Annotated in this window: 22 protein-coding genes; 8 read left to right on the top strand and 14 right to left on the bottom strand. The window is 69.2% G+C overall.

Annotated features, from left to right (window positions below; genetic code table 11):
- Window positions 1-177: 177 nt before the first annotated feature.
- Window positions 178-795 (top strand): GNAT family N-acetyltransferase, encoded by a 618-nt coding sequence (locus AC07A4_RS27155; RefSeq protein WP_478603128.1) that lies wholly within the window; start codon window positions 178-180, stop codon window positions 793-795.
- A gap of 113 nt (window positions 796-908) precedes the next feature.
- Here the strand turns inward: AC07A4_RS27155 and trxA are convergent, their stop codons facing one another.
- The 7 genes from trxA to AC07A4_RS27120 all read right to left on the bottom strand — a co-directional run bounded on the left by trxA (window position 909) and on the right by AC07A4_RS27120 (window position 11,273).
- Complete coding sequence (trxA, locus tag AC07A4_RS27150) at window positions 909-1,238, bottom strand: thioredoxin (protein WP_478603127.1); 330 nt, start codon at window positions 1,236-1,238, stop codon at window positions 909-911.
- A gap of 40 nt (window positions 1,239-1,278) precedes the next feature.
- Window positions 1,279-2,241 (bottom strand): thioredoxin-disulfide reductase, encoded by a 963-nt coding sequence (trxB, locus tag AC07A4_RS27145; RefSeq protein WP_478603125.1) that lies wholly within the window; start codon window positions 2,239-2,241, stop codon window positions 1,279-1,281.
- A gap of 170 nt (window positions 2,242-2,411) precedes the next feature.
- The gene (locus tag AC07A4_RS27140) at window positions 2,412-3,533 is read right to left on the bottom strand and encodes an anti-sigma factor (RefSeq protein ID WP_478603123.1); all 1,122 of its coding nucleotides are present in this window, start codon (window positions 3,531-3,533) and stop codon (window positions 2,412-2,414) included.
- Window positions 3,530-4,279 carry an RNA polymerase sigma factor SigM gene (gene sigM, locus AC07A4_RS27135; protein ID WP_478603122.1) on the bottom strand — a complete coding sequence of 250 codons (750 nt, stop codon included), beginning with the start codon at window positions 4,277-4,279 and terminating at the stop codon, window positions 3,530-3,532. The genes AC07A4_RS27140 and sigM overlap by 4 nt, the downstream gene beginning before the upstream one ends.
- Before the next feature lie 40 nt (window positions 4,280-4,319).
- Window positions 4,320-6,029 (bottom strand): protein kinase family protein, encoded by a 1,710-nt coding sequence (locus tag AC07A4_RS27130; protein ID WP_478603120.1) that lies wholly within the window; start codon window positions 6,027-6,029, stop codon window positions 4,320-4,322.
- 118 nt (window positions 6,030-6,147) lie between these two features.
- Window positions 6,148-8,793 carry a murein biosynthesis integral membrane protein MurJ gene (gene murJ / locus AC07A4_RS27125; protein WP_478603118.1) on the bottom strand — a complete coding sequence of 882 codons (2,646 nt, stop codon included), beginning with the start codon at window positions 8,791-8,793 and terminating at the stop codon, window positions 6,148-6,150.
- 47 nt (window positions 8,794-8,840) lie between these two features.
- Window positions 8,841-11,273: a DUF6049 family protein gene (locus AC07A4_RS27120; RefSeq protein WP_478603117.1), complete on the bottom strand. Its 2,433-nt coding sequence runs from the start codon at window positions 11,271-11,273 to the stop codon at window positions 8,841-8,843.
- A 227-nt stretch (window positions 11,274-11,500) separates the two neighbouring features.
- Between AC07A4_RS27120 and AC07A4_RS27115 the strand changes: the two genes are divergently transcribed.
- On the top strand, window positions 11,501-12,976 hold the full coding sequence (locus AC07A4_RS27115) for a CCA tRNA nucleotidyltransferase (protein ID WP_478603115.1): 1,476 nt from the start codon (window positions 11,501-11,503) through the stop codon (window positions 12,974-12,976).
- A gap of 147 nt (window positions 12,977-13,123) precedes the next feature.
- Here AC07A4_RS27115 and AC07A4_RS27110 read toward each other — a convergent pair whose 3' ends face one another.
- From AC07A4_RS27110 to AC07A4_RS27095, 4 genes are all read right to left on the bottom strand, one after another.
- Complete coding sequence (locus AC07A4_RS27110) at window positions 13,124-13,648, bottom strand: LppU/SCO3897 family protein (RefSeq protein WP_478603113.1); 525 nt, start codon at window positions 13,646-13,648, stop codon at window positions 13,124-13,126.
- A 127-nt stretch (window positions 13,649-13,775) separates the two neighbouring features.
- Window positions 13,776-15,032 carry an MFS transporter gene (locus tag AC07A4_RS27105; RefSeq protein WP_478603111.1) on the bottom strand — a complete coding sequence of 419 codons (1,257 nt, stop codon included), beginning with the start codon at window positions 15,030-15,032 and terminating at the stop codon, window positions 13,776-13,778.
- A gap of 78 nt (window positions 15,033-15,110) precedes the next feature.
- Complete coding sequence (locus tag AC07A4_RS27100; RefSeq protein WP_478603109.1) at window positions 15,111-16,193, bottom strand: inositol-3-phosphate synthase; 1,083 nt, start codon at window positions 16,191-16,193, stop codon at window positions 15,111-15,113.
- Window positions 16,194-16,252: 59 nt separating this feature from the next.
- Complete coding sequence (locus tag AC07A4_RS27095) at window positions 16,253-16,936, bottom strand: PadR family transcriptional regulator (RefSeq protein WP_478603107.1); 684 nt, start codon at window positions 16,934-16,936, stop codon at window positions 16,253-16,255.
- 374 nt (window positions 16,937-17,310) lie between these two features.
- Between AC07A4_RS27095 and AC07A4_RS27090 the strand changes: the two genes are divergently transcribed.
- Window positions 17,311-20,019 carry a transglycosylase domain-containing protein gene (locus tag AC07A4_RS27090; protein ID WP_478603105.1) on the top strand — a complete coding sequence of 903 codons (2,709 nt, stop codon included), beginning with the start codon at window positions 17,311-17,313 and terminating at the stop codon, window positions 20,017-20,019.
- A 230-nt stretch (window positions 20,020-20,249) separates the two neighbouring features.
- On the top strand, window positions 20,250-21,773 hold the full coding sequence (locus AC07A4_RS27085; RefSeq protein WP_478603103.1) for a glycosyltransferase family 87 protein: 1,524 nt from the start codon (window positions 20,250-20,252) through the stop codon (window positions 21,771-21,773).
- A 66-nt stretch (window positions 21,774-21,839) separates the two neighbouring features.
- On the opposite strand, the gene AC07A4_RS27080 is transcribed toward AC07A4_RS27085, so the two are convergent.
- From AC07A4_RS27080 to AC07A4_RS27070, 3 genes are all read right to left on the bottom strand, one after another.
- Window positions 21,840-22,871, bottom strand: coding sequence for an alanine racemase (locus AC07A4_RS27080; RefSeq protein WP_478603101.1), 1,032 nt, complete (start codon window positions 22,869-22,871; stop codon window positions 21,840-21,842).
- A 77-nt stretch (window positions 22,872-22,948) separates the two neighbouring features.
- Window positions 22,949-24,070 (bottom strand): lipid II:glycine glycyltransferase FemX, encoded by a 1,122-nt coding sequence (locus AC07A4_RS27075; protein ID WP_478603100.1) that lies wholly within the window; start codon window positions 24,068-24,070, stop codon window positions 22,949-22,951.
- 247 nt (window positions 24,071-24,317) lie between these two features.
- Entirely contained in the window at window positions 24,318-24,629 is a 312-nt protein-coding gene (locus tag AC07A4_RS27070; RefSeq protein ID WP_478603098.1) for a hypothetical protein, read from the bottom strand.
- A 308-nt stretch (window positions 24,630-24,937) separates the two neighbouring features.
- Between AC07A4_RS27070 and rpsF the strand changes: the two genes are divergently transcribed.
- From rpsF to rplI, 4 genes are all read left to right on the top strand, one after another.
- A complete protein-coding gene (rpsF, locus tag AC07A4_RS27065) occupies window positions 24,938-25,228 on the top strand; it encodes a 30S ribosomal protein S6 (protein ID WP_006604399.1) in 291 nt (96 codons plus the stop codon).
- 99 nt (window positions 25,229-25,327) lie between these two features.
- The gene (locus AC07A4_RS27060) at window positions 25,328-25,930 is read left to right on the top strand and encodes a single-stranded DNA-binding protein (RefSeq protein ID WP_478603094.1); all 603 of its coding nucleotides are present in this window, start codon (window positions 25,328-25,330) and stop codon (window positions 25,928-25,930) included.
- A 71-nt stretch (window positions 25,931-26,001) separates the two neighbouring features.
- Entirely contained in the window at window positions 26,002-26,238 is a 237-nt protein-coding gene (rpsR, locus tag AC07A4_RS27055; RefSeq protein ID WP_006381652.1) for a 30S ribosomal protein S18, read from the top strand.
- Window positions 26,239-26,256: 18 nt separating this feature from the next.
- Entirely contained in the window at window positions 26,257-26,703 is a 447-nt protein-coding gene (gene rplI, locus AC07A4_RS27050) for a 50S ribosomal protein L9 (RefSeq protein ID WP_478603092.1), read from the top strand.
- The last annotated feature ends 90 nt before the right edge of the window (window positions 26,704-26,793 follow it).

Below are 26,793 nucleotides of genomic sequence, written 5' to 3'. Positions count from 1 at the left end.
CTGACGGCACCTCTTAGGGGAGGCGGGGGCCATGCGATCGGTGGGCCGCACCGGACTGGTGACCATGGGGCTTGGGCTGGGCGCGGTCGGTGGGTTCGTCGGCAGCCTGCTCAGGGAACGGAGCGCACTGACAGCTGCTCGTGATGGAGCGGGCGAAGGAAGTGAGGAACCGCCTTCATGGGGCGACGGCTCGTACCGCTCACGCTGGACAACCTTCCGGACCTTCCCCGGCGTTGCCGCGCATGTGTCTTTTGGGAGCTGGACCCGGTCAGCGGCCAGGCCGCGCTGAAGGCCGGTACCCCGGAGCTGGAGAAGGAGGCGTGGATCTCCGCCGTCCTGCTGGAGTGGGGATCATGCGGTCGCGTCGTCTACGTCGATGACGTGCCGGTGGGCTTTGTGCTCTACGCGCCTCCCGCCTATGTACCGCGTTCCACGGCCTTCCCCACGAGCCCGGTTTCCCCTGACGCCGTTCAGCTGATGACCGCGTGGATCATGCCGGGCTACCAAGGGCAGGGGCTTGGCCGCGTCATCGTTCAGACGGTCGCCAAGGATTTGTTGCGGCGGGGGTTCAAGGCCATCGAGGCGTTCGGTGACGCACGCTGGGAGAAGCCCGCCTGTGTGCTGCCAGCGGACCATCTGCTCGCGGTGGGCTTCAAGACGGTCCGCCCTCACCCCGCCTATCCGAGGCTCCGGCTCGAGCTGCGCACGACGCTGTCCTGGAAGGAAGACGTGGAGCTGGCGCTCGACCGGCTTCTGGGAGCGGTGCAGAAGGAGCCGGCACTCCGGCCGCTCTAGCCAGCAGTCAGGGCTGCGGGCCCGCCAGAACGAGCGAATGGGCCAACCCCACGGGGTTGGCCCATTCGTGTTTCACGTGAAACATCGCTCGCCGCCATGCGGCTCGCGGCGTCTTACTCGGCGATGAAGTCCGCCAGGTCCCGCTCGAGGGCGGCCTTCGGCTTGGCGCCGACGATGGTCTTGGCGACCTCACCGTTCTGGTACACGTTCAGCGTCGGGATCGACATGACGCCGTACTTGGCAGCCGTGCCCGGGTTCTCGTCGATGTTGAGCTTGACGATCTCGATCTTGTCGCCGTACTCCGCCGCGATCGCCTCGAGCGACGGGGCGATCTGACGGCACGGACCGCACCAGGCGGCCCAGAAGTCCACCAGTACGGGCTTGTCGCTCTTGAGGACGTCCTCGTCGAAGGAAGCGTCGGTCACGTTCTTCAGGTTGGCCACGACGGGCTCCTCACTTGATGGTGCGGGTGGGGCGAAGGGTTCAGACGGCAGCGGCGGCAGCGGTCTCGCTGTCCGCGAGGGCGGCGAGGAAGCGCTCGGCGTCCAGAGCGGCGGCACAGCCGGTGCCCGCCGCCGTGATCGCCTGGCGGTACGTGTGGTCGACGACGTCACCGGCGGCGAAGACACCCGTGAGGTTCGTCCGGGTCGACGGCGCTTCGACCTTCAGATAGCCCTCGCCGTCCAGCTCCAGCTGGCTCTTGAAGAGCTCGGTGCGCGGGTCGTGGCCGATCGCGATGAACAGGCCGGTCACCGGCAGCTCGGACGTCTCGCCCGTCTTCAGGTTGCGCAGCGTCAGGCCGGAGAGCTTCTGCTCGCCCTTGACCTCGGCGACCTCGCTGTCCCAGATGAACTTGATCTTCGGGTCGGCGAAGGCGCGCTCCTGCATCGCCTTGGAGGCGCGGAGGCTGTCGCGGCGGTGGACGATCGTCACCGACTTGGCGAAGCGGGAGAGGAAGGTGGCCTCCTCCATCGCCGTGTCACCGCCACCGATGACGGCGATGTCCTGGTCCTTGAAGAAGAACCCGTCGCACGTCGCGCACCAGGAGACACCACGGCCGGACAGCGCGTCCTCGTTCGGCAGGCCGAGCTTGCGGTGCTGGGAGCCGGTGGTCACGATGACCGCCTTGGCGCGGTGGACCGTGCCGGCCGTGTCCGTGACGGTCTTGATCTCGCCCGTGAGGTCGACGGAGACCACGTCGTCGGGCACGAGCTCGGCGCCGAAGCGCTCGGCCTGGGCTCGCATGTTGTCCATGAGCTCCGGACCCATGATGCCGTCCTGGAAGCCCGGGAAGTTCTCCACATCGGTGGTGTTCATCAGCGCACCACCCGCGGTGACGGCACCCTCGAACACCAAGGGCTTCAGCGACGCGCGCGCGGTGTAGAGCGCCGCCGTGTAGCCGGCGGGCCCGGAGCCGATGATGATCACGTTACGGACGTCGGTCACGGCTTGATTCCTCGTCTCTGGAGACTGCGTACTGCTGGCGGGTGCCTGTCTCAGGGCTCTCACCCCACCCAACGGATCCTACGGGGCGTGCATTCCCCAACGTGTCCGAGCACACGGAAGCCGCGAGCGCCGACGGTGGAAATCCGGGGCGGCGCTCGCTTCAGTCGCGTTCAGTTCCGTGCGAAGGACTCGGTGAGCAGCACCTTGCCGGTGGCGTTGGGCGACGCGGCCGCGCTCACACAGGCAGCATCGACGATATACGCGGAGACCTTCGTGCCGTCGGAGTCATGCGGGACGACGACGAGGTAGGAGTTCTTGCCGTCGTAGACGCCCTTCTCGGCGGCCAGCGGTGTGCGGCCGCCGAGGCCCCGCTCGACGCAGTCCGGCACCGAGACGAAGTCATCGCGCTTGGTGCCGCCCTGGTGCATGTCTCCGGGGCTGGACTTGGAGCTGATGCTGGGCCTGTCGGCGGGCGTCCTGCCGCCCCCTCCGATCGACTTCTCGCGGCTGAGGAGCTTGGTGACACGGTCCTCGAGCTTGCCCTTGGTGAAGGCGTGCGGGTCCTCCGAGCGGCCTGAGGCGGTCTCGTTCGAACCCGCCGAGTCGCTGTCCCAGGGCTGGACCAGCAGCACGCCGATCCCCAGGGCGGCCGCGGTGAAGACGGCACCGAGGACAGTGGTGCGGCGGCGCCGGTTCCGGGCACGGCCCCCGCGTCCGGGACCGGTGGCACCACGGGCGTGACCGGCGGGCCCCCGCACGTCACCTCCGTGCGGGGCGCCGTCTGAAGCGGCTGCGGCTGAGGGCAGCGGCTTGGCCGAGGAGAGGGGCGTGTCCGAAGCGGCGGTCGATGTTTCACGTGAAACATCGACGGGGGCTTCGGCGCTGGTTTCACGGTGGCCGGTGCTGTCCGACTGCTGACCTGACGGGCGACGCGTCTGCCGGATCGGCTCCTGGCCTGTCTCTCGGCTCTCTCGGTGCTCTCGGCCCGTCTCCCGCGCCTGCCCGTGGTGGAGGCTCCGGTCGTCGGTGGCGACGGTGGTGTCCAGGAGCGCTTCGGCCGCGAGGGCGGCGTCGATGCGCTCCGCGACGTCGGTGGGCATGCGCGACGGGCCGGGCAGCGTCCCGAGCATGCCGCGGATCTCTTCGAGCGAGGCGTAGACGTCGGTACACAAGGCGCAGTCGTCGAGGTGCTGACGCACATCGAGGGCGCGGGACGGGGCGAGCAGGCCTTCGGTGAGGTCGGAGATCTCGGCGACGTCCGGGTGCTCCATCGAGTCTGTCGTCGTGGTCACGCTCGCCCACCTCCGCCCTTCACTGCCGTCGAATCACTGGAGCCCGCGTCCGGAGCTCCCGTCTGCGGGGGGTCCGCTGCCGGTGGGACGGCTGTCCCCTGCGTACGGTTCCGTCCTGGCGGGTTCTTTCTGGTGCCTCCCCCGCCGCCCGGTGAGCCGCCCTCGCCCGGTGGCTCGGTCCGCAGATGCGTGAGGAGCGGCAGGAGGCGGGCTCTGCCCCGTGCGCAACGGCTCTTCACCGTGCCGGTGGGAACGTCGAGCACTTTGGCCGCCTCGGCCACGGGATATCCCTGCATGTCCACCAGAACGAGAGCGGCGCGCTGGTCCGGCGGCAGGGTGCGGAGGGCCTTCAGGAGCTCGCGGTGCAGATCGCCGCGCTCGGCGGGCGCCTCCGCCGACTCGTGGGGCTCCAGGAGCTGCTCCAGGCGCTCGGTGTCCTCGACAGGCGAGGTCTTCCGGGAGGCCGCCTTGCGCGCCCGGTCGAGGCAGGCGTTGACGGTGATGCGGTGCAGCCATGTCGTCACGGCCGCCTGGCCGCGGAAGGTGTGGGCCGCGCGGTAGGCGGAGACCAGGGCGTCCTGGACGGCGTCCGCCGCCTCCTCGCGGTCGCCCAGGGTGCGCAGTGCCACGGCCCACAGCCGGTCGCGATGGCGGCGGACGATCTCACCGAAGGCGTCCCTGTCGCCGTCGACGTGACGGGCGAGGAGATCCTGGTCGCTGAGGTCACCGAACTCGACGTCGTCCACCCTGGATCCCCTCCCCTCAGCCGTGTCCCGGCCGTGCCCGTCAGCCCGAGAACTTCACGTCCGTGATGGCCTGCTTGAATCCGGCACGGTAGTACCCGTCCTGGGCCGAGTGCGGCACGTGGGTCACCCAGAGCAGGACGTACCGCGCCTTGCCGGGCTTCTTCGCCTTGATCTTCAAGCTTTCGCCCGAGGTCGTGCCCGTGGCGAACTTCTTCATGGAGGCGGTGGAGCCACTCGTCGCCATGGAGTCCGCCGCGTACAACTCGATCGTGGTCTTCGCACCGGGGTAGCGCAGCTTTATCGACACCGCGGCGACGTCCTTGGCCGAGCCGAGGTCGTACATGATGCCGACGCCGGGCTTGTACGGGGCGAGCCGCGGGCCCTCGTTGTAGGTCTTGGACCGCCACAACGAGGACGTGTCCTTGTCGTAGGTGTTGTCGACGCTCTCCGGGTCCTGCGGGTTGCCGTCGGCGACGAACTCCTGAGCACCCTGGATGGTGATCGGCTGCAGGGGCTTGGGCCGGTTCTTGTCGCCCCCGTCCGTGGTCTTCGTCGTGCCCGAGTCACCGGACTTGCTGTCCATCAGGGCGTCCGCGAGCTGCCAGCTGCCGAGACCCAGCGCGGCGATGAGAAGCGCGGAGACGGCCCACTTCAGGGCCTTGCCGGTGCGGCTCTGCAGCGGGGGCGGCGGGGTCGGCACGGCCTGCGTGACGCCCGGGGAGGGCGCGGTGCGGCCGTAGTTGCCCTGCTGGTACGTGGTGCGCTGGTACTCGGGCGGCGCGGTGAAGGCGGGCTCCGGCGGGCGGATGCGGGGCATCTCACCGACGGCCTTCGCCAGATCGTCCGGAGTGGTGCAGGCGGGCTCCTGGCGGGAGGCCGTCGCGCCGTCGTTGGCGAGCGCGCGCATGGAGAGCTCGGACAGACCGCGGTGCACCCCGGCGCGGACCTGGTCCGGCGGGATGAGGCCGATGTCCTTGGGGAGTCCGGACAGACCGTGGGCGTCGTTGTCGTACGGCCAGCGCTGGGTCAGCGCCGCGTACAGCAGAGCGCCGATGGCCTCGGTGTCGGTGCGCTGAGGGGTTTCGGAGCTGATGCCGCGCAGCGCGGCGTTCACGGCGAGACCGCGGATGCGGTACTGGCCGGTGGAGGTGCGCAGCACCGCGCCCGGCGTCAGCCGCAGATGGGCGAGGCCTTCGCGGTGGGCCGCCGCCATGGCCTGGGAGACCTGGCTGACCAATTGATAGGCGTCGTGGGCCTCCAGCGGACCGGAGGCGAGCAGCGCGGTGAGCTCCGTGGCGTCCGGAAGCCATTCGTGCACGACGTACACGAGGTCGTTCTCCTCGACCGCGTCCAGGACCTGGACGAACCGAGGGTCGCCGAGCAGCGCCGCGGAGCGCGCGGCGGCGAGCACCGAGCGACCGCGGGGATGGTCCGCGGGCAGCACGTGCACGCCCACGGCTCGGCGCAGCTTCTCGTCCACCGCGCGCCAGCTGCTGAAACCGTCCAGACGGGTGACGCACTCCTCGAGGCGATAGCGTCTGGCGAGTTTGTGGCCGCTGTGCAGTTCTGGGGGCGTGGTCGCCCCGGGCGGACTCGAGGGCCCCTTCGCTTCCGCCGCGCTTTCGTCCGCCGTGTCCCGCTCCCGGCTCTGGGCCACCCCGTCGGCCGTGGACTGCTCCGCCTTCGCGGTCAGCGGCTCGTCACCGCTGTTGTCTGCCACGTCGACGGCAGCCGTGCTCCGTTCCGCCACCGTCGTTCCTGCCTCCCCATCCGTTGCGCTTCGTCAGACGCCAAAGCCAATTGTGCCCACAGTCCGCCGCTATGCACGACACGCGGTAGCCGACGATGGTTGTGCGGACTGCCGCGGTTCAGCGCCCCAGTCGCCCCCGAACGGTGCCGACCAGGGAGTTGAGCTCCTGGATGCGCATGCGCCGCGCGGCGAGGAAGAAGACGCCGAACAGGACGCCGCAGCCGACGACCAGCGCGGCCAGCGAGCCGAAGACGCCCTGCCCCAGAGCCTTGGTGATCGCGTACCCGGTCGCGGCGCCCAGAATCGCACCCGGTACCGAGGCGAGCGCGAGGCGGGCGTACGTACGGATCACGTTCGCGCCGTCCAGGTCGCCCCCCAGCCGCTTACGCAGTCGCTGCCAGGCGACACCCACCCCGATCGCGTAGGCGAGGCCGTAGGAGGCCGCCATGCCCGCGACGGCCCAGCGGGCGGGCAGCACCACGTAGCAGAGCGCGGAGGCCGCGGCGTTGAAGGCGGCCACGATGACCGTGTTGTAGAAGGGGGTGCGGGTGTCCTCGTACGCGTAGAAGGCGCGCAGGACCACGTACTGCACGGAGTACGGAATCAGGCCGAGGCCGAAGGCCATCAGCATGTAGCCCATGCGGGTGGCGCCGTTGACGCCGGACGAGCCGAACATCAGGGTGCACATCGGGATGCCGAGCGCGAGGAAGCTGAAGGCGACCGGGACGATCGCGACGGCGGTGGTGCGCAGCCCCTGGGAGATGTCGTCGCGCACCGCGCCGGTGTCGCCCTCGTGGGCCGAGCGCGACAGGCGCGGCAGCAGGGCCGCCATCAGCGACACGGTGATGATGGCCTGCGGGAGGCCCCAGATGAGCTGGGCGTTGGAGTAGGCGGAGAAGCCGGTGCCGTCCATGCCGGAGTGCTTGACCGCCGCGGTGCCCAGCTGGGTCACGACGATGGCGCCCGCCTGGTTGGCGAGGACGAAGAGCATCGTCCACTTGGCGAGCATGGCGGCCTTGCCGAGGCCCTGACCCTTCCAGTCGAAGCGAAGGCGCAGCTTGAAGCCGGTCTCGCGCAGGTAGGGGAACATCGCGAGCGACTGCACGACGAGTCCGAGCAGAACGCCCACGCCGAGCAGCCGCACGCCGTCGTCGGGGATCGACGTGACCCGCATGCCCGACTTCTCCGAGGTGCCGTACACCCACAGGAACATGCCGAGCGTCGCGATGATCACGATGTTGTTGAGGACCGGGGTCCACATCATCGCGCCGAACTTCCCGCGGGCGTTGAGGATCTGCCCCATCACCACGTGGACGCCCATGAAGAAGATCGAGGGCAGGAAGTAGCGGACGAAGGTGATGGCCACCTCGTTGGCGGCCGGGTCGCTGGCCACCGGCGTGGAGAGCAGGTGCACCAGGAGCGGCGCGGCGAACCAGCCGATCACGGTGAGCGTGCCGAGAGCCACCATGACGAGCGTCAGGAGCCGATTGGCGTACGCCTGGCCGCCGTCCGCGTCGTTCTTCTGGGCGCGCACGAGCTGCGGGACGAAGACGGAGTTGAGGCCGCCGCCGACGGTGAGGATGTAGATCATCGTCGGCAGCTGGTAGGCCACCTGGAAGGTGTCGCCGAGGAGGCCGATGCCGAGGGCCGAGACGATCATCGCGGAGCGCACGAAGCCGGTGAGGCGGGACACCATCGTGCCCGCGGCCATCACCGCGCTGGACTTCAGCAGACCGGACGCGCGGCCGCCGGACTTCGCCGCGGGCGGCGCCGGAGCGGGCTCGGGCTCCTGCGAGGGCGACGGCACGGAGGGGGGCGCGGCGGCCGGGCGCCGGATGTCGTACTGGGGCTCCTGGTGCTGGCCGCTCTGCTGGTTCGGGTCCTGGTAGTAGCCGCCCGCCTGCTGGTTCGCGTACGGCGCGTTCTGGTGGTTCACGTACGGGGTGCCGCTCTGCGGGGGGTACTGGGCCTCGGGCTGGTAGGAGTACGGCGCGCCGGTCTGCTGCGGGTCGACGTACGGCGCCGGGGCCTGCTGGTACGGGTACGCGGCGCCCTGGCCGTAGTAGCCGGCCTGCTGGTTCGGGTCCTGGTACCCGGCGCCGTGCTGCCCTTGGTAGCCGGCGGCCTGCGGGTCCTGGTACTGGCCTCCCTGTTGTCCCTGGTAGCCGCCCTGCTGCGGGGCCTGGGCGGGGTAGGCCCCGCCCTGGTAGGCCTGGCCGCGGGGGTCGCCCTGGTAGCCGTCACCGAGGTGGGGGTCCTGCTGGTGGGCTTCGGCGCGGGGGCCGGGGTAGCCGCTGCCCTGCTGGTCGCGGAAGAGGTGGGCGAAGGCGTCCGGCTGGTGCCGCTCTTCACCGGCCTGGGTGACGAGGTCGTCCACGCCGACGTACTGGGTCGTCCGGGGGTCGTCGCCGTAGGGCAGGTGCAGGGTCGCGCCGTCCGGCTCTGGGGGAGGCGTCTGGGCCCACACGCGGGGGTCGGGGGCGTGCGGGGGCGACGGCGGCTGCGCGTAGAGCTGCTGGGGGTCCTGGTACGTGCCGGGCGGGGGCGGGGGGTGCGCGGCACGGTCGTAGAGCGCCTCGGCGACCGGGTCCTGGGCGGAGAGGTCCTGGGCTCGGTAGGGGTCCTGGGCGTAGGCATCCTGAACGTAGGCGTCCGGTGCCTGCTGCGGCACCTGGCCGTCCTCATGAGGGCCCGGAGGACGGCCCCCGGCAGCGCCGGAGCCGCCAGTGCCCTGGCCGCGCTCACCGTCGTACGGCGCGTTCATGGTCTACCCCACCTCATGGTCCCCGGGCCCACCGGCCACGACATCGCTCAACGGTCCACTCTCTCACCCGTGTGCGACGGCTCGGTGCTTTCCGGAGCGGTGTCCGGCGTCGGGTCACTCGGCTGCTCGGGTTCACCGGCGCCGGGACCGGGCTCCGGGGCGGTGCCGGGCGTGGTGTCGGCGCCTCCGTCGGAGCCGTCGTCCGGGCCCGACTCGGCCTGCTGCCGGGCCGCCCGCTTGCGCTGGGTGTACATGCGGAACCCGGCGAGCACGAGCAGCAGGACGCCACCGGCGATGACCAGCATCACCGTGGGGGTGACCTCCGTGACGTTGACGTCGAACCGCACGGCCTGGCCGTAGGGCTGGTTGTCCTCGGTGAAGAGCTGGGCGTAGACCCGGACGGGGCCGTTGGCGTTCGCCGTGGTGGTGAACTTCACGGACTGGGTGTGACCGCCGCCCGTGATCTTGACCGGCTGCTCCTCGTACAGACCGTCGCCGATCTTCAGACGGGTGGGGTTCGTCGACGTGAGCCGGAGTTCGAGGTTGTCCACGCCCTGGACGAGGTTGTTCTGGACGGTCACGGGAATCGTCGCGCTGCGGCCGGAGAGCTTCGCCTCGGACTTCTGGATCAGCCGCACCTGGCCCATGAGGCTGGTCAGATATCCCTGCACGCCCTTGCGGAAGCCCTGGGCCGCGTCCGCACGGCCGCGCCACGACGTGGACATCTCGCGGTCCATGGCGCGCCCGAAGGGGGTGATCACCCGGTCCGGCTGGGAGAGGATCAGCTTGAAGCGGTCGAGCTTGTCCTGAGTGCCACGGACCTCCTCGAACGCCGACCGCGGCAGCTCCCGCTTGCGCAGTGACGCCGGGTACGCGGCGGCCGACGGCACCCGCGTGGTGGCGCCCGGGTCGGGCTTGGCCTTCGCGGCCGCCGACAGCTTCTGCGGCTGCGTCCAGCGCTCGTCGTCGAGGGCGGACAGGGCCTTGGCCATCGTCTGCGCCTGGCTCGCCGTGGGCATGCGCTGCGGGGCGACGACGACGCTGCGCTGCTTGCCCGGGTCCTGCATCGTGATCATCAGGCTCTGGGCGAGGAACTCCTGGACGGCGAGCGTGGAGCTCTCGGCCCCCGTCATGTCGCCCTGGAAGGCCGTGGAGAGCCGGGCGTCGGCGACCACGGCCGTGGTGCCGCCGCCGATGGGCCGGGCCGCGCTCGGCGTGTACAGCAGCCCGTTGGTCTCGCGGAGGCTGTCGCTGCGGGCGATCACCCGGTGGGCGCCCGCGGACGTGGCCACGTCGACGATGGCCGGGTCGATGGCGCCGTCGGCGGGCCAGGCGAAGTCGGACGTCGACTTGATGTGCAGGACCGAGTCCACCGTGTCGACGCCGACCTCGGTCGCGTCCTTGAGGTGGCCGAGCGAGCCGGAGACGGCCTTGCCGCTGTGGGCGAGGGAGGCGAGGTCGGGGTCGGCGAACGGGAGCGCGACGACCTCCTTGTCCTTCACCGTCTTCTCGAGCTCGTTGAGCCACTGCTTGGCGATCGCCTGGTTCTTGCCCGGCACCGTCGTGTCGTCGGGCCCCTCGACGTCGTAGTCGGACGTCATGGCCACGACCGAGGCCAGCAGGTCCGGGTCGATGACCCAGGTGACGTCGAGGTCGCCGCCGAGCGACACGAGCCGCTCCAGGCGGCCGCCCGGACGGATCTCCTTCGCCAGGTCCTCGTTCTCGAAGACCGGCGTCTGCTCTTCGTCGGAGTCGGTCCTCGCGGTGAGGTGCGTGGTGGAGATGAGCGGCCACAGGTACGTGGTCTTGGTCTTCGTCTCCGCGGCGCCGTCCTGCCACGGCAGGAACGTCCGCTCGATGCCGAGCACCTGCGGATAGGCCTGGGCCGCGGTCTGCCCCGTCAGCGTCACGCCAAGCTGGTAGACCCCGTCCACGCCGAGGTTGAGGGCGCTGACGGGCACGGAGATGCTGAAGTCCTGCGGGACGCCCGGGGTGAGCTTGGTGACCTTCTTGACGTACTTGCCGCCGACCTCGGTGCCGTCGGCCCCCGGCTGGAAGCCGGTGCGCTTGGCGGCGGCGTCGATCAGGCTGCGGCTGTTGAGGGCGGGCCCGATGCGCAGGCCCACCTGGGCCGCGGTCACCGTCTGCCTGCCCTCGTTCGTGACCGTGCCGGAGATCGTGACCGTGTCGCCGTCACGGGGCGCGCTGGGCGTGAGGGCGTCCAGTGAGACGTCGACCGTGCGGGAGCCCGTGGCATCGGCCTTCAGGCCCGTCTGAACGCCCTTGACGCTCTTGGCGCTCGCCCGTGCGGCCGTCCCGGCGGGTTTCCCGTCCGGTGCGGCGGCGTACGCGGCGGAGCCCGCGGGCAGCTGGAGCAGACCGGCCAGCAGGGGCGCCCCGGCCAGCAGTGCCGTTGTGCGCCGGAGCCACCGGCGGGCAGGTGAGGGGCTGGTCCCCGGGAAGTCTGCCGCCTCGGCCACGCGTTGCCCGTCCCTCGTCGTCGTCAGCTGTGTCGGTGGTTGTCGGTTGCTGCGTCCACGCATGGTAACGAGGTGCGCGGGGGCTAAGTGCCGCGGACTGCTCCACAAGATCGCGAGACCTGGCCGACGGGGGCGCAAGGGGCGAGGTGAGGGCCGCGAAGGGCTGTCGGGCGAGCCGTCGAAATCCGGGCGGCCCGTGGGCGCCGGGGCACGTACCCTTTTCTGTTGTGCCGAACGCCAACGAAGACAATCCCCGTGCCCTGAGTCAGGTGCAGCAGCGCGCCGTGAGCGAGCTGCTGCGTGTGTCCCCCGTCGCGGACGATCTCGCCCGCCGCTTCCAGGAGGCCGGGTTCTCGCTCGCCCTGGTCGGCGGGTCGGTCCGGGACGCGCTCCTCGGCAGGCTCGGCAATGACCTCGACTTCACGACGGACGCCCGCCCCGAGGACGTACTGAAGATCGTCCGGCCGTGGGCGGACGCCGTCTGGGAAGTGGGGATCGCCTTCGGCACCGTCGGCTGCCAGAAGGACGCCCGGGTGGACGGCGCCGAGCAGCGCTTCCAGATCGAGGTGACGACATATCGATCGGAGGCGTACGACAGGACCTCGCGCAAGCCCGAGGTGTCGTACGGCGACTCCATCGAGGAAGACCTCGTGCGCCGTGACTTCACCGTCAACGCGATGGCGGTGGCGCTCCCCGAGAAGGAGTTCATCGACCCCCACGGTGGGCTCGACGACCTGTCGGAGCGGGTCCTGCGTACGCCCGGCACCCCCGAGGAGTCCTTCTCGGACGACCCGCTGCGCATGATGCGGGCCGCGCGCTTCGCGGCGCAGCTGGACTTCGATGTGGCGCCGGACGTCGTCGCCGCGATGACGGCCATGGCCGACCGCATCGAGATCGTGTCCGCCGAGCGCGTCCGCGACGAGCTGAACAAGCTGATCGTGTCCGCCCACCCCCGCAAGGGCCTCGCGCTCCTCGTCGAGACCGGCCTCGCCGCCCATGTGCTGCCCGAGCTCCCGGCCCTGCGCCTGGAGCGCGATGAGCACCACCGGCACAAGGACGTCTACGACCACACCCTGATCGTTCTCGAGCAGGCGATGGCCCTGGAGGAGAACGGCCCGGACCTGACGCTGCGGCTCGCCGCACTGCTGCACGACATCGGCAAGCCCAGGACGCGCCGCTTCGAGCAGGACGGCCGGGTCTCCTTCCACCACCACGAGGTGGTGGGCGCCAAGATGACCAAGAAGCGGATGACGGCTCTGAAGTACTCCAACGAGCTCGTCAAGGACGTCTCACGGCTGGTGGAGCTGCACCTCCGGTTCCACGGTTACGGGACGGGCGAGTGGACCGACTCGGCGGTGCGCCGCTATGTGCGCGACGCGGGTCCGCTCCTCGACCGTCTGCACAAGCTGACCCGCTCCGACTGCACCACCCGCAACAAGCGCAAGGCCAACGCGCTCTCCCGGGCGTACGACGGTCTGGAGGAGCGCATCGCACGCCTGCAGGAGCAGGAGGAGCTGGACGCGATCCGTCCCGACCTGGACGGCAACGACATCATGGAGGTCCTGGGCGTGGGCCCCGGGCCGGTGATCGGCAAGGCCTATAAGTTCCTGCTGGAGCTGCGCCTGGAGAACGGCCCCATGGGGCGGGACGCGGCCGCCGCCGCACTCAAGGAGTGGTGGGCCGCGCAGAACGCGGAGAGCTGAGCGAGCGGGTGGGGTGATGTTTCACGTGAAACATCACCCCACCCGGGTAGGCCGAGGGGCCATGTTTCACGTGAAACATGGCCCCTCGGTGTGTGCTGACCTCAGGCGCGCGGAGTGCCGGTCATCAAGCGCGTGGCGCCCGCGTCATCAAGAGCCGGTCGGCACGTAGGGCTTCAGGCAGAGGGTGAAGTCATCGCCGCCGCCCGTCTCCCGGTACTCGGCGTACTTCCGGCGGTCGCAGCTCCCGCTGTCCTTCTTCTGCATGACCTTGTACTTGGCCTTCTTGTCACCGCAGTCCACGATCTTCAGCTCCGGGTTGGTGGAGTTGGTCGGGTTGCCGATGCTCATGCAGTCGCCGACCTCGGCGGCCGAGGCCTCGTCCTGCCCTGCCAGCACGGCACCGCCCGCGATGGCCGCGATCGCGACCACGGCCACGCCGATGAATATGAACTTCTTCTTGCTCTTGCGGGGCGCCACGGCGTCCGGGCCGCCCTGGTAGAAGGGGACGCCCTGCTGCGGAGCACCCGGGTGCTGCGGGTACGGAGGAGGCGTCTGGCCGTACGGGGCGCCCGCACCCTGAGGCTGGCCGTACGGGGCACCGCCCTGCGGCGGACCGGCAGGCGGCTGGCCCTGAGCGAACGGGTTCTGGCCCTGGGGCGGCGGAGTGGACACGGGGATCCCCCTAGAGGAAAGCGTGAGGCGGGAAAGGAGCGCGATGGCGCGAAACGACCCCCGTAAGTTATCGGGCTCCCACGCGCGCCATGCACCTCAGACGAGCTCTGTGGCACTGATGTGACACTTACTGCTTCCCAAACCTGGCCATAGCGATAGCAATTGCTGCATAAATCAGCGCCACTGAGGCAACCAGTGGGACCGATACGCCGTCCGGGGGCAGCATCAGCGCCGTCACGCCCGCCGCTCCGACAAAGGCGACATTGAACAGCACGTCGTACACGGAGAAGATCCGGCCGCGGAAGCCGTCGTCCACCGCTGACTGCACGACCGTGTCCGTGGCGATCTTGGCGCCTTGGGTGGTGAGTCCGAGGACGAAGGCGGCAGCGAGTATCGGACCCGGCGCGAAGGGCAGGCCAAGGGCGGGTTCGAGGACCGCGGCGGCGGCCGCGCAGGCGATCATCCAGCCGCGGGCGCCGAGCCTCCCCACCGCCCATGGCGTCACCACGGCGGCCACGAAGAATCCGGCGCCGGAGAACGCCACGGCGACCCCGAGGAGCGCGAGCCCGTCGTCCTGCGACGATGACCACGCGTACCGGCACAGCATCAGCACCATGACCGTCAGGGCGCCGAAGCAGAAGCGCATCAGCGTCATCGACAGCAGGGCGTACGCGGCCTGACGGCGCGCGGCGAGATGGCGTACGCCCGCGAGGAGACCGCGCGCGGTCCCCGCGAGCGCCACCCGCAGCTGCGGCTGCACCAACTCCTTCTCCGGGCCGAGAAGCTCGCGGGACATGCGCAGCGAGGCCAGTGCCGAGCACAGATAGAGGGCGGCACCGAGGAGGACGACGGCCGCGTCCGAGTCCGCGACGACGATGCGGACGACGAAGGCGAGCCCGCCGCCCGCGGTGGCCGCGAGCGTCCCTGCGGTCGGTGACAGGGCGTTGGCCATGACGAGCCGCTCGGCGTCGACGACGCGCGGCAGGGACGCCGAGAGGCCCGCGAGGACGAAGCGGTTGACGGCCGTGACGCACAGGGCGGAGGCGTAGAAGAGCCAGTCCGGCGCACCGCCGAGCATGAGCGCGGCCGTGACGGACGCGAGGACGGCCCGCAGCACGTTGCCGTACACGAGCACCTGACGGCGCGGCCAGCGGTCGAGCAGGACACCGGCGAACGGGCCGACGAGCGAGTACGGGAGCAGCAGGACCGCCATCGCGGAGGCGATCGCCGCGGGCGAGGTCTGCTTCTCCGGCGAGAAGACCACGTAGGTGGCGAGCGCGACCTGGTAGACGCCGTCCGCGCCCTGGGAGAGCAGCCGCACGGCGAGCAGCCGCCGGAAGTCCCGAAGGCGCAGCAGAACGCGCAGGTCACCGACGACAGCCATGGCGCACAGCCTCACATACGCGGAGGGTCCCCGGGCGGACGACCCGGGGACCCTCGGCAGGTCAGGTGTTCAGCGCGGTCAGCGCTCGACCTCGCCCTTGATGAACTTCTCGACGTTCGCGAAGGCCTCGTCGTCGAAGTACTGCACCGGCGGGGACTTCATGAAGTACGAGGACGCCGACAGGATCGGGCCGCCGATGCCGCGGTCCTTGGCGATCTTCGCGGCGCGCAGGGCGTCGATGATGACACCGGCCGAGTTCGGGGAGTCCCAGACCTCGAGCTTGTACTCCAGGTTCAGCGGGACATCGCCGAAGGCACGGCCCTCGAGGCGGACGTACGCCCACTTGCGGTCGTCGAGCCACGCGACGTAGTCGGACGGGCCGATGTGGACGTTCTTCTCGCCCAGCTCGCGGTCGGGGATCTGCGAGGTGACGGCCTGCGTCTTCGAGATCTTCTTGGACTCGAGGCGGTCGCGCTCCAACATGTTCTTGAAGTCCATGTTGCCGCCGACGTTCAGCTGCATGGTGCGCTCGAGACGGACACCGCGGTCCTCGAACAGCTTCGCCATGACGCGGTGCGTGATGGTGGCGCCGACCTGCGACTTGATGTCGTCACCGACGATCGGGACGCCCGCCTCGGTGAACTTGTCCGCCCACTCCTTGGTGCCGGCGATGAAGACCGGGAGGGCGTTGACGAAGGCGACCTTGGCGTCGATGGCGCACTGCGCGTAGAACTTCGCGGCGTCCTCGGAACCGACCGGCAGGTAGCAGACCAGGACGTCGACCTGCTTGTCCTTGAGGACCTGGACGACGTCGACCGGGGCCTCGGTGGACTCCTCGATGGTCTGGCGGTAGTACTTGCCCAGACCGTCGTGGGTGTGGCCGCGCTGGACCTGGACGCCGCTGTTCGGCACGTCGCAGATCTTGATGGTGTTGTTCTCGCTGGCACCGATGGCGTCCGCGAGGTCGAGGCCGACCTTCTTCGCGTCGACGTCGAAGGCGGCGACGAACTCGACGTCACCGACGTGGTAGTCGCCGAACTGGACGTGCATCAGGCCCGGGACCTTGCTGGCCGGGTCGGCGTCCTTGTAGTACTCGACGCCCTGGACCAGCGAGGCGGCGCAGTTGCCCACGCCGACGATGGCTACGCGAACCGAACCCATTCCGGTTGCTCCCTGTGTGATCTCGGTATTCCGGATGACGCCCCGCGGAGTGCGGGGCCTCACTTGGTGGTGTCGTCGGACGCATCCGGCGGCGGGGTGCTGCCCCGCCGCCGGGGCAGGACGCCCGACTCCCCAGCTGTGCTGTTCTGCTGAGCGGAGCCTTCGGGGGCGGACCGTTGCTGGTCGCGTCCCGCTCGCTCGCTCTCGATGAGCTCGTTCAGCCAGCGCACTTCGCGCTCCACGGACTCCATTCCATGGCGCTGCAGCTCAAGCGTGTAGTCGTCGAGGCGCTCCCGGGTGCGGGCCAGGGAGGCGCGCATCTTCTCGAGACGCTCCTCCAGGCGGCTGCGGCGCCCTTCGAGCACCCGCATCCGGACGTCTCGCGAGGTCTGCCCGAAGAAGGCGAAGCGGGCGGCGAAGTGCTCGTCCTCGTACGCGTCGGGGCCGGTCTGCGAGAGCAGTTCCTCGAAGTGTTCCTTACCTTCCGCCGTCAGCCGGTAGACGATCTTGGCGCGGCGCCCGGCCAGCGGGGCCGCCAGGGCTTCGGTGGTGGTGCCCGACTCCTCGATCAACCACCCGTTGGCCACCAGAGTCTTCAAGCACGGGTACAGCGACCCGTAGCTGAAGGCGCGGAACACGCCCAGTGATGTGTTGAGCCGTTTACGCAGCTCGTAGCCGTGCATCGGGGACTCGCGGAGCAGGCCGAGGACAGCGAACTCGAGGATGCCTGAGCGCCTGCTCATGGTCTCCTCCTGTCTGTCCGGTCTGCCGGTGACGGCCCTTTATGCCGAGCTGATGTATCGGCTCGATACATCACGACGATAGAACGACGTGCCTGCTGCGACAAGAGGGGGAACGGTGAACGGCGTCACATCACCGATTCGTAGGAAGTAACTTGCCTGTTTTGGGGTGAACTTCAGCGCTAAGAGGGTTTTGACGGTGCGTAGTCTGTGCGCCATGCATACCGCCGGGAACCGAGTGACGCGGGATGGCGTCGTCGGCCCCGGTGCCGTGCGGATGGGTGCCGGAACGGACGCATCCGTACATCGGGGGGACCGGAAACCAGCTGCCGTTTCCAGGCGCGGAACACCGCGCCTGCCCGAGGAGTAGTCGTTCGATGAGCGAGCACCGTCGCAAACCGCCGCAGGGCGGCGGACGCGCCGCGGCCAGGCGCGGCGCGTCCGCCGCGCCGTCGGGGCGCCGCGCCGCGCCGCGAGGAGCCAGTGAACCGCCGCCCTCGTCGCACGGGCCCGGGGCCCTTGAAGGCGAGGAGCGATCGTACGGGGGGCGGGCCGAGGCCAGGCGCGCCGCCCGCAACGGCTCCGTGGGCGGTGGGCGCCGCCGTGGCGCAGAGCCCTCGGGCCGAGGCCGCGGGCGGGGCTACGGCCCGGCCAAGAAGCGCTTCATCGACTATCCGCGCGCGGGCAAGAGCGGTCCGCGCCGCTGGATTCCGTCGTGGCGCCTGGTCACCGGATTGATCATCGGCTTCTTCGGCAGCCTGCTGGCGGTCGCGGGCATCGCGTACGCCTTGGTGGAGGTGCCGAAGGTCGCCGACACCGCCATCGCCCAGAACAACGTCTACTACTGGGCCGACGGCTCGCAGATGGTCGCGACCGGCGGTGAGACCAACCGCCAGATCATCAAGTACGAGGACATCCCCGAGGCGATGCGCAACGCCGTCATCTCGGCGGAGAACAAGACCTTCGACCAGGACAAGGGCGTCGACCCGATGGGCATCGCCCGCGCCATGGTCAACATGGCGAAGGGCGGTCAGACCCAGGGCGGCTCGACCATCACGCAGCAGTACGTGAAGAACGCCCGCCTGGACGACCAGTCGCAGACGTTCACCCGTAAGTTCAAAGAGCTCTTCATCTCCATAAAGGTCGGCCGGACCGTCAGCAAGGAAGAGATCATGGCGGGGTATCTCAACACCGCCTACTACGGCCGCAACGCCTACGGCATCCAGGCCGCCGCCCGTGCCTACTTCGGCAAGGACGCGGAGAAGCTGAACCCGAGCGAGTGCGCGCTGCTCGCGACGGTCCTGAAGGGCGCCACGTACTACGACCCCGCGGGCTACCCGGAGATCGACCCTGCGGCCTCCGCGGACGCCAACAGAGAGCGGGCCAAGAAGCGCTGGGCCTGGATCCTCGACGAAGAGGTCAAGGACGGCCGTATGGAGGCCGCCCAGCGCGACAAGTACACCAAGTTCCCGAAGCTGAAGAGCCCGCGCTCGAACGTCAAGCTGAGCGGTCAGATCGGCTATCTCGTCTCGCTCGCCAAGGCGTACGTCGTCAACAACACCGACATCACCAGCCAGCAACTGGAAAAGGGCGGCTTCGAGATCCACACGACCTTCGACAGGAAGAAGGTCAAGGAGCTCGAGAAGGCGGTCCAGAAGGTCCGCAAGGCCAAGATCAAGCCCGATGTGCGCCCGGACAAGGACAAGCACGTCCAGTTCGGCGGTGCCTCGGTGAATCCGAAGACCGGTGAGATCGAGGCCATCTACGGCGGTGAGGACGCGACCAAGCACTTCACCAACAACGCCGACACGACCGGCGCCCAGGTCGGCTCCACGTACAAGCCCTTCGTCCTGGCGGCCGCCTTCAAGAACGGCATCCGCGACAAGAACGGCATCGCGGAACAGGCGGACGGCCAGCGCACCATCATCAACCCGAAGAGCCTGTACAGCGGCAAGAACAAGCTCAAGATCAAGAACTACGACGGCACCGTCTGGCAGGACAAGGACGGCAAGGAATGGCTCCAGACCAACGACGGTGACCGGTCCTACAACGCGCCGTCCTACAAGATCGACCTGCGTGAGGCGATGCGGGAGTCGGTCAACTCCGCCTATGTGCAGCTCGGCATGGACGTCGGGCTCGACAAGGTGAAGGCCGCGGCCATAGACGCGGGCCTGCGGGACGACAGGTCCATGGCGGGCGCCACCTATCCGTCCTTCTCCCTCGGCACCTCCTCACCGAGCGCGATCCGCATGGCCGGCGCGTACGCCACGTTCGCGGCCAGCGGCAAGCAGCGCGAGCCGTACTCGGTGAAGGAGATCAAGCGGGAAGGCGAATCGGTCTACACGCACGACGGCGATACCAAGAGCGCCTTCAGCCCCGAGGTGGCCAACAACGTCACGGACGTCCTGAGGACCGTCGTCGAGAAGGGCACCGGTACCGCGGCGAAGCTGCCCGGTCGCCAGGTGGCGGGCAAGACCGGTACGACCGACGGCAACAAGTCCGCCTGGTTCGTCGGCTACACCCCGCAGCTGTCCACGGCGATCAGCATGTACCGGATGGACGACGACGAGAGCAACAAGAAGCGCGAGTTCCTCGAGATGTTCGGCACGGGTGGAGAGCAGAAGATCCACGGTGCCTCGTTCCCCGCGCAGATCTGGAAGGACTACATGGAGGAGGCGCTCAAGAACGAGCGCTCGATCCCCTTCCCGACGCCTGGGCCGATCGGAGAGATCGTCGGCCAGCCGGTGGCGCCTCCGCCGACGCAGACCGAGGAACCGGAGCCGAGCGAAACCCCGTCGCCCACGCCCACGGAGACCAAGTCCTCCGAACCCCCTCCGTCGGAGACCCCCGACCCCACCGGCTCCTGCAAGCCGGGGAAGCCGGGCTGCGAGGACGACGGAGGGAACGACAACGGCGGTGACGACAACGGCGGCGTGATCGGCGACCCGGGCGGCCAGACACCACCGCCTACGGGCGACGACGGCGGCAATGACAACGGCAGCGGCAATGGCAATGGCAATGGCAATGGGAACGGCCATAACGGCAACGACGGAGGGATCTTCGGCGGGCCGACCGGCGGCGACTGACGCCGGACGCTTCCGCGTGTGTTTCACGTGAAACCGTGTGTTTCACGTGAAACAAGGCCGCCGCACCGAGGAGGTGCGGCGGCCTTGTCGTTTCTCCGAAGGCTTCCCGCTGAGGGCCGCGCATCGCCCCGCCACGCTCCTCTTGGCCGATGGATCCTCTCGGGCGCCACTGACGCGTACGGGGGCCCTTCCGTCACGCCCGCCCGGAGTTCCGAGGCAGGTACGGCAGGATGAGCGGCATGCCCAGCGCAGAGAAGATGCCCCCCACACGCGCACATCCACCCCTGAGCGAGCAGCCGCGGCCCGTGCTTCCCACGGCCCGGGACGAGGTCGCCGCCGCCGGCAGCGAGCTGATCGGCGGGCCCATCGGCCGCCGTGCGCTCCTCACGGCGCACTGGTGGACTCCCGTGCGCGTCATCGCACTGGTCGCCATCGGAATGTTCGCGCTCGGCATGGTGCAGAAGGCACCGTGCTACAACGGCTCCTGGTTCGTCGGCGCGAGCTCGCAGTACACGCACGCGTGCTACTCCGACATCCCCCACCTCTACCAGGGCCGCGGTTTCGCCGATGGGCTCGTGCCCTACTTCGACAAGCTGCCCGGAGACATGGAGTACCTCGAGTACCCCGTGCTCACGGGACTGTTCATGGAGGTGGCCGCCTGGCTGACGCCGGGCAGCGGCAGCCTGCAGCACCAGGAGAAGTTCTACTGGATGGTCAACGCGGGGATGCTGATGGTCTGCACGGCCGTCATCGCCGTCTGCGTGGCGCGCATCCACCGGCGCCGCCCCTGGGACGCCCTGCTGGTCGCCCTGGCGCCCGCCTTCGCGCTGACGGCCACCATCAACTGGGACCTGTTCGCCGTCGCCCTCACCGCCGCCGCGATGCTGATGTGGTCACGGGGGCGCGTGGTCGCCTTCGGGATCCTGCTGGGCCTCGCCACGGCCGCCAAGCTCTATCCCGTCCTGCTGCTGGGGCCGCTGCTCGTGCTGTGCTGGCGGGCGGGCAAGTGGCGGGAGTTCTTGACCGCCGCCATCGGGACGGCGGGCGCCTGGCTGGCGGTGAACCTGCCGGTGATGGTGGGCGCGCCCGACGGCTGGGACAAGTTCTACAGCTTCAGCCGGGAGCGGGGCGTCGACTTCGGGTCGTTCTGGCTGATCCTCGCCCAGCGCATGGACGACCCGATGACCACGGACACCGTGAACAAACTGGCGATCGCGCTGATGCTGCTCGCCTGCCTCGGCATCGCCGCGCTCGGCTTCATGGCGCCCAGGCGCCCCCGCTTCGCGCAGCTGGCCTTCCTGATCGTGGCCGCGTTCATCCTCACCAACAAGGTCTACTCGCCGCAGTACGTGCTGTGGCTGGTTCCGCTCGCCGCGCTGGCCCGTCCGCGCTGGCGGGACTTCCTGATCTGGCAGGCGTGCGAGGTCGCGTACTTCCTCGGCATCTGGATGTACCTCGCGTACACGACGAGCGGAGACGCCCACAAGGGGCTGCCGACCGAGGGCTACCAAGTGGCCATCGCCATTCATCTGCTGGGGACGCTGTACCTGTGCGCCGTGGTCGTACGCGACATCGTCATGCCCGAGCGGGACGTGGTGCGGCGGAGCGGCGACGACGACCCCTCCGGCGGCGTCCTTGACGGGGCGCCGGACGTGTTCGTCCTCGGGCCCGCGGCGCAGCCATCGCGGTATCCCGAGGGGGACGATGGCGGGACGTATGTGAAGTGGGGGTCTACAGAAGACCGTTCGCCCTGAGCGAACAAGCCGAAGGGCCGGGCACGACATCCGTCGCGCCCGGCCCTTCGCCGTTGCGGCTGCGGGTCAGCGATCGACGATCCGGTCGAACTGCGTGGTCGTGTGCCGCAGATGGGCCACGAGCTCCTCGCCCACCGTCGGCTCCGGCGCGTCCGACGGCACGAACAGGAGCGACACCTGCATGTGCGGGGGCTCGGCGAACCAGCGCTGCTTGCTGCCCCAGACGAACGGGGACAGGTTGCGGTTGACGGTCGCGAGGCCCGCGCGGGCCACGCCCTTGGCGCGCGGCACCATGCCGTGCAGCGCCTTCGGCGCCTCCAGGCCGACGCCGTGCGAGGTGCCGCCCGCGACCACGACCAGCCAGCCGTCGGACGCGGCCTTCTGCTGGCGGTAGCCGAAACGGTCCCCCTTGGCGACGCGCGTCACGTCCAGGACCGCGCCCCGGTACTCGGTCGCGTGGTGGTCGCCCAGCCACAGGTGCGTGCCGATGCGCGCACGGAAGTGGGTCTGCGGGAACTGCTGTCGCAGGCGCACGAGTTCATCGGCCTTGAGATGGCTGACGAACATCGTGTGCAGCGGCAGCCCCGCCGTGCGCAGCCGGTCCATCCACCCGATGACCTCGTCGACGGCGTCCGAGCCGTCGGGCCGGTCGAGGGGCAGGTGGATCGCGAAGCCCTCGAGGCGCACGTCCTCGATCGCGGCGTGCAGGTGCGGCAGATCCTGCTCGCTGACGCCGTGGCGCTTCATGGAGGACATGACCTCGATGACGACGCGGGCCCCCACGAGCCCGTGCACGCCATCGAGCGACGACACGGAGCGGATCACGCGGTCGGGCAGCGGAACCGGCTCCTCGCCCCGGCGGAACGGGGTGAGGACGAGCAGGTCGCCGCCGAACCAGTCCTTGATCCGGGCGGCTTCGTAGGTCGTCCCGACGGCAAGGATGTCGGCGCCGAACCGCGTGGCCTCTTCGGCGAGGCGCTCGTGTCCGAAGCCGTAGCCGTTGCCCTTGCAGACCGGGACGATGCCTGGGAACTGGTCAAGCACGTGCTTCTGGTGTGCCCGCCAGCGCGCGGTGTCGACATAGAGCGTGAGCGCCATGGCTGGTCCCGGAACCTTTCTGGGGTCTGCGGTGTATCAGAGATATGAAGGGAATTGAGACAGGAGACTGCGCGGGATCAGCGACGCGACATGTAGATGTCGAGCGCCTTGTGCAGCAGCTTGTTCAGCGGGAAGTCCCACTCACCGACGTATTCGACGGCCTCGCCACCGGTGCCGACCTTGAACTGGATCAGGCCGAAGAGGTGGTCGGTCTCGTCCAGCGAGTCGGAGATTCCGCGCAGGTCGTAGACGGAAGCGCCCAAGGCGTAGGCGTCGCGCAGCATCCGCCACTGCATCGCGTTCGAGGGCCGGACCTCACGCCCGATGTTGTCGGACGCGCCGTAGGAGTACCAGACGTGTCCGCCCACGACGAGCATCGTCGCCGCCGAAAGGTTCACGCCGTTGTGCCGCGCGAAGTACAGCCGCATGCGGTTGGGGTCCTCGGAGTTGAGGGCCCGCCACTGCTGCTGGAAGTAGCTCAGCGGCCGCGGCCGGAACTTGTCGCGGATCGCCGTGATCTCGTACAGGCGCTGCCACTCGGGCAGGTCGTTGTAGCCGCCCTGGACGACCTCGACACCGGCCTTCTCGGCCTTCTTGATGTTGCGGCGCCACAGCTGGTTGAAGTTCTTGAGGACCTCGTCCAGCGAGCGGTTGGCCAGCGGCACCTGGAAGACATAGCGGGGCTGCACGTCGCCGAATCCGGCGCCGCCGTCCTCGCCCTGCTGCCAGCCCATGCGGCGCAGCTTGTCGGAGACCTCGAAGGCGCGCGGCTCGATGTGCGTGGCCTCGATGTCGCGCAGCCGCTTCACGTCGGGGTTCTGGATGCCCGACTTGATCGCGGGAGCGTCCCAGCGGCGGATGACGACGGGCGGGCCCATCTTCACCGAGAAGGCGCCCTGCTTCTTCAGATGCGCGAGCATCGGCTGCAGCCAGTCGTCCAGGTTCGGCGCGTACCAGTTGATGACCGGGCCCTCGGGCAGATACGCGAGATAGCGCTTCACCTTGGGCAGTTGGCGGTAGAGCACCAGGCCCACGCCCACCAATTGGTGGGTCCGCTCGTCGAACCAGCCGAGGCTCTCCGAACGCCATTCACTCTTCACGTCTGCCCATGCGGGGACCTGGCAATGGCTCGCCGACGGCAGGCTCTGGATGTACGCCAGATGTTGCTCTCGGCTGATGGTCCTCAGGGTCAGGCTCATTCGCGGCGCTCCTCGGGCTGGTGTGTCCCCATGGGTACAGGGGCTCCGGCTCTAGCGCCGAAGCCTACTGCGCCCTGCGAGCGCCCCGTCTGGGCGTATGGAACCTTCTCTCTGGTCCGTCTCCGACCAGGGGTGGTCCGGACCGGTCCGAAACCGGTCCGGAAGGTCAAATGGGGCGGCGCTCTGGTCTCCCACGGCCCCCGCCCATCACGGGAGGCCGCTGTCGGTCACCAGAGGCCGCCGGTGGTCACCAGAGGCCTCCGAAGAGGCCGCCGTGCGCCATGCCGAGGAAGAAGCCGACGGCGCACGCGCCGAGGCCGACGATCAGGAAGAAGCGCTCCCGCGTCGTGACCGAGATGAACTGCCCGTACGCGCCGGTGAAGATCCCCACCAGGCCGGTCCAGGAGCTGAGCAGATGGAGGTTGTGGAACATCGCGGACACGAAGGCGATCGCGCCGAGGATCAGCGTCACGCCCAGGAGCGTGTCCTGGAGCGGATGAGGCTTGCCGTCGGTGGCGAAGAGCGAGCCGGCGGTGTCGCGTCGCATTGTCTGTGCCATGGAGGCACCTCCCGCGGAGAGCAGCGCATCGTAGCGCCATACACACCCGATGTGTACAGATTCTGCCCGCCCGCCGTCGGATTTCAACCGGAAGCCTCTGTGCGGGTAGTCTGTACCGTCTGCACCGGTGTCTGCCTTGATCAGTCACTGCCCAGTCACTGACTGGTACAGCCGCATGACACGGCTCCCCTCGGACCTCCGATCGGGGCGCTCAATTGTCAGTGGTGGCCGATACCGTTGCTTACGCATCACGACCCTCCTGCCACGGAACGACCGTGGCCGCTGAGTCCAAAGGAGGTGGGTTCCACATGCGTCACTACGAGGTGATGGTCATCCTCGACCCCGATCTCGAGGAGCGAGCTGTCTCCCCGCTGATCGAGAACTTCCTCTCCGTCGTCCGTGAGGGCAACGGAAAGGTCGAGAAGGTCGACACCTGGGGCCGTCGTCGTCTCTCGTACGAGATCAAGAAGAAGCCCGAGGGCATCTACTCGGTCATCGACCTGCAGGCCGAGCCTGCGGTCGTCAAGGAGCTCGACCGCCAGATGAACCTGAACGAGTCGGTCCTCCGGACCAAGGTCCTCCGTCCCGAGACCCACTGAGCCCTGGCTCAGCTCCGTTGAGCCCTGAGGCTCAGCGGCACTCGGGATCCGAGTAGCAGTACCAGCAGCCAGCAGCAAACCCGCCGAGAGGTACCCCCAATGGCAGGCGAGACCGTCATCACGGTCGTCGGCAATCTTGTCGACGACCCCGAGCTGCGCTTCACCCCGTCCGGTGCGGCGGTCGCGAAGTTCCGCGTCGCGTCCACTCCCCGCACCTTCGACCGGCAGACCAATGAGTGGAAGGACGGCGAGAGCCTGTTCCTGACCTGCTCGGTCTGGCGTCAGGCGGCGGAGAACGTCGCTGAGTCGCTCCAGCGAGGCATGCGCGTCATCGTGCAGGGCCGGCTGAAGCAGCGGTCCTACGAGGACCGTGAGGGCATCAAGCGCACGGTCTACGAGCTGGACGTCGAGGAAGTCGGCGCCAGCCTGAAGAACGCCACGGCCAAGGTCACCAAGACCACCGGTCGCGGCGGCCAGGGTGGATACGGCGGCGGTGGCGGCGGCCAGCAGGGCGGCGGCTGGGGCGGTGGCTCCGGCGGCGGCCAGCAGCAGGGTGGCGGCGGTGCTCCCGCCGACGACCCCTGGGCGACCGGTGCGCCGGCCGCCGGTGGCGGCGGTCAGCAGCAGGGCGGCGGCGGTGGCGGCTGGGGTGGAAACTCCGGCGGCTCCGGCGGCGGCTACTCGGACGAGCCCCCCTTCTAGCCTCGGGCCGTAGGCCTCAGGGCGAGAAGGCGGGTCGTACCCACACTTCTTGATCACACAGGAGAAACACCATGGCGAAGCCGCCTGTGCGCAAGCCGAAGAAAAAGGTCTGCGCTTTCTGCAAGGACAAGGTCCAGTACGTGGACTACAAGGACACGAACATGCTGCGGAAGTTCATTTCCGACCGCGGCAAGATCCGTGCCCGCCGCGTGACCGGCAACTGCACGCAGCACCAGCGTGACGTCGCCACGGCCGTGAAGAACAGCCGTGAGATGGCGCTGCTGCCCTACACGTCCACCGCGCGATAAGGGAAGGGTGACCGAAACATGAAGATCATCCTGACCCACGAGGTCTCCGGCCTCGGTGCCGCTGGCGACGTCGTCGACGTCAAGGACGGCTACGCTCGCAACTACCTGATCCCGCGGAACTTCGCGATTCGCTGGACCAAGGGTGGCGAGAAGGACGTCGCGCAGATCCGTCGTGCGCGCAAGATCCACGAGATCGCGACCATCGAGCAGGCCAACGAGATCAAGGCCCAGCTCGAGGGCGTCAAGGTCCGTCTGGCCGTCCGCTCCGGCGACGCCGGTCGTCTCTTCGGTTCCGTCACCCCGGCCGACGTCGCTTCGGCGATCGAGGCTGCCGGTGGCCCGAAGGTCGACAAGCGCCGCGTCGAGCTGGGCGCGCCGATCAAGACGCTGGGCGCCCACGCGACGTCCGTGCGTCTGCACCCCGAGGTTGCCGCCAAGGTCAACGTCGAGGTCGTCGCTGCCTGAGCATTGCGCTCGCAGGACTGAGTGAAGGGGCCGCACCCATGGGGTGCGGTCCCTTCGCCGTGGAGGCGCGGTGTGGAGTTCGCCGTGGGG

Source organism: Streptomyces sp. NPDC043996 (assembly GCF_056435225.1).
The sequence above is the reverse complement of the archived record's forward strand: the minus strand, read 5'-3'. Positions and strand labels throughout refer to the sequence as shown.

Bases quoted from the DNA above. Each gene is read 5' to 3' on its own strand.
- rpsF (WP_006604399.1), top strand. From the start codon at position 24,938: ATGCGTCACTACGAGGTGATGGTCATCCTCGACCCCGATCTCGAGGAG.
- AC07A4_RS27095 (WP_478603107.1), bottom strand. From the start codon at position 16,936: ATGAGCAGGCGCTCAGGCATCCTCGAGTTCGCTGTCCTCGGCCTGCTC.
- AC07A4_RS27100 (WP_478603109.1), bottom strand. From the start codon at position 16,193: ATGGGTTCGGTTCGCGTAGCCATCGTCGGCGTGGGCAACTGCGCCGCC.
- AC07A4_RS27090 (WP_478603105.1), top strand. From the start codon at position 17,311: ATGAGCGAGCACCGTCGCAAACCGCCGCAGGGCGGCGGACGCGCCGCG.
- AC07A4_RS27070 (WP_478603098.1), bottom strand. From the start codon at position 24,629: ATGGCACAGACAATGCGACGCGACACCGCCGGCTCGCTCTTCGCCACC.
- murJ (WP_478603118.1), bottom strand. From the start codon at position 8,793: ATGAACGCGCCGTACGACGGTGAGCGCGGCCAGGGCACTGGCGGCTCC.
- rplI (WP_478603092.1), top strand. From the start codon at position 26,257: ATGAAGATCATCCTGACCCACGAGGTCTCCGGCCTCGGTGCCGCTGGC.
- AC07A4_RS27080 (WP_478603101.1), bottom strand. From the start codon at position 22,871: ATGGCGCTCACGCTCTATGTCGACACCGCGCGCTGGCGGGCACACCAG.
- AC07A4_RS27060 (WP_478603094.1), top strand. From the start codon at position 25,328: ATGGCAGGCGAGACCGTCATCACGGTCGTCGGCAATCTTGTCGACGAC.
- AC07A4_RS27075 (WP_478603100.1), bottom strand. From the start codon at position 24,070: ATGAGCCTGACCCTGAGGACCATCAGCCGAGAGCAACATCTGGCGTAC.
- AC07A4_RS27105 (WP_478603111.1), bottom strand. From the start codon at position 15,032: ATGGCTGTCGTCGGTGACCTGCGCGTTCTGCTGCGCCTTCGGGACTTC.
- AC07A4_RS27085 (WP_478603103.1), top strand. From the start codon at position 20,250: ATGAGCGGCATGCCCAGCGCAGAGAAGATGCCCCCCACACGCGCACAT.
- rpsR (WP_006381652.1), top strand. From the start codon at position 26,002: ATGGCGAAGCCGCCTGTGCGCAAGCCGAAGAAAAAGGTCTGCGCTTTC.
- AC07A4_RS27155 (WP_478603128.1), top strand. From the start codon at position 178: ATGGGGCGACGGCTCGTACCGCTCACGCTGGACAACCTTCCGGACCTT.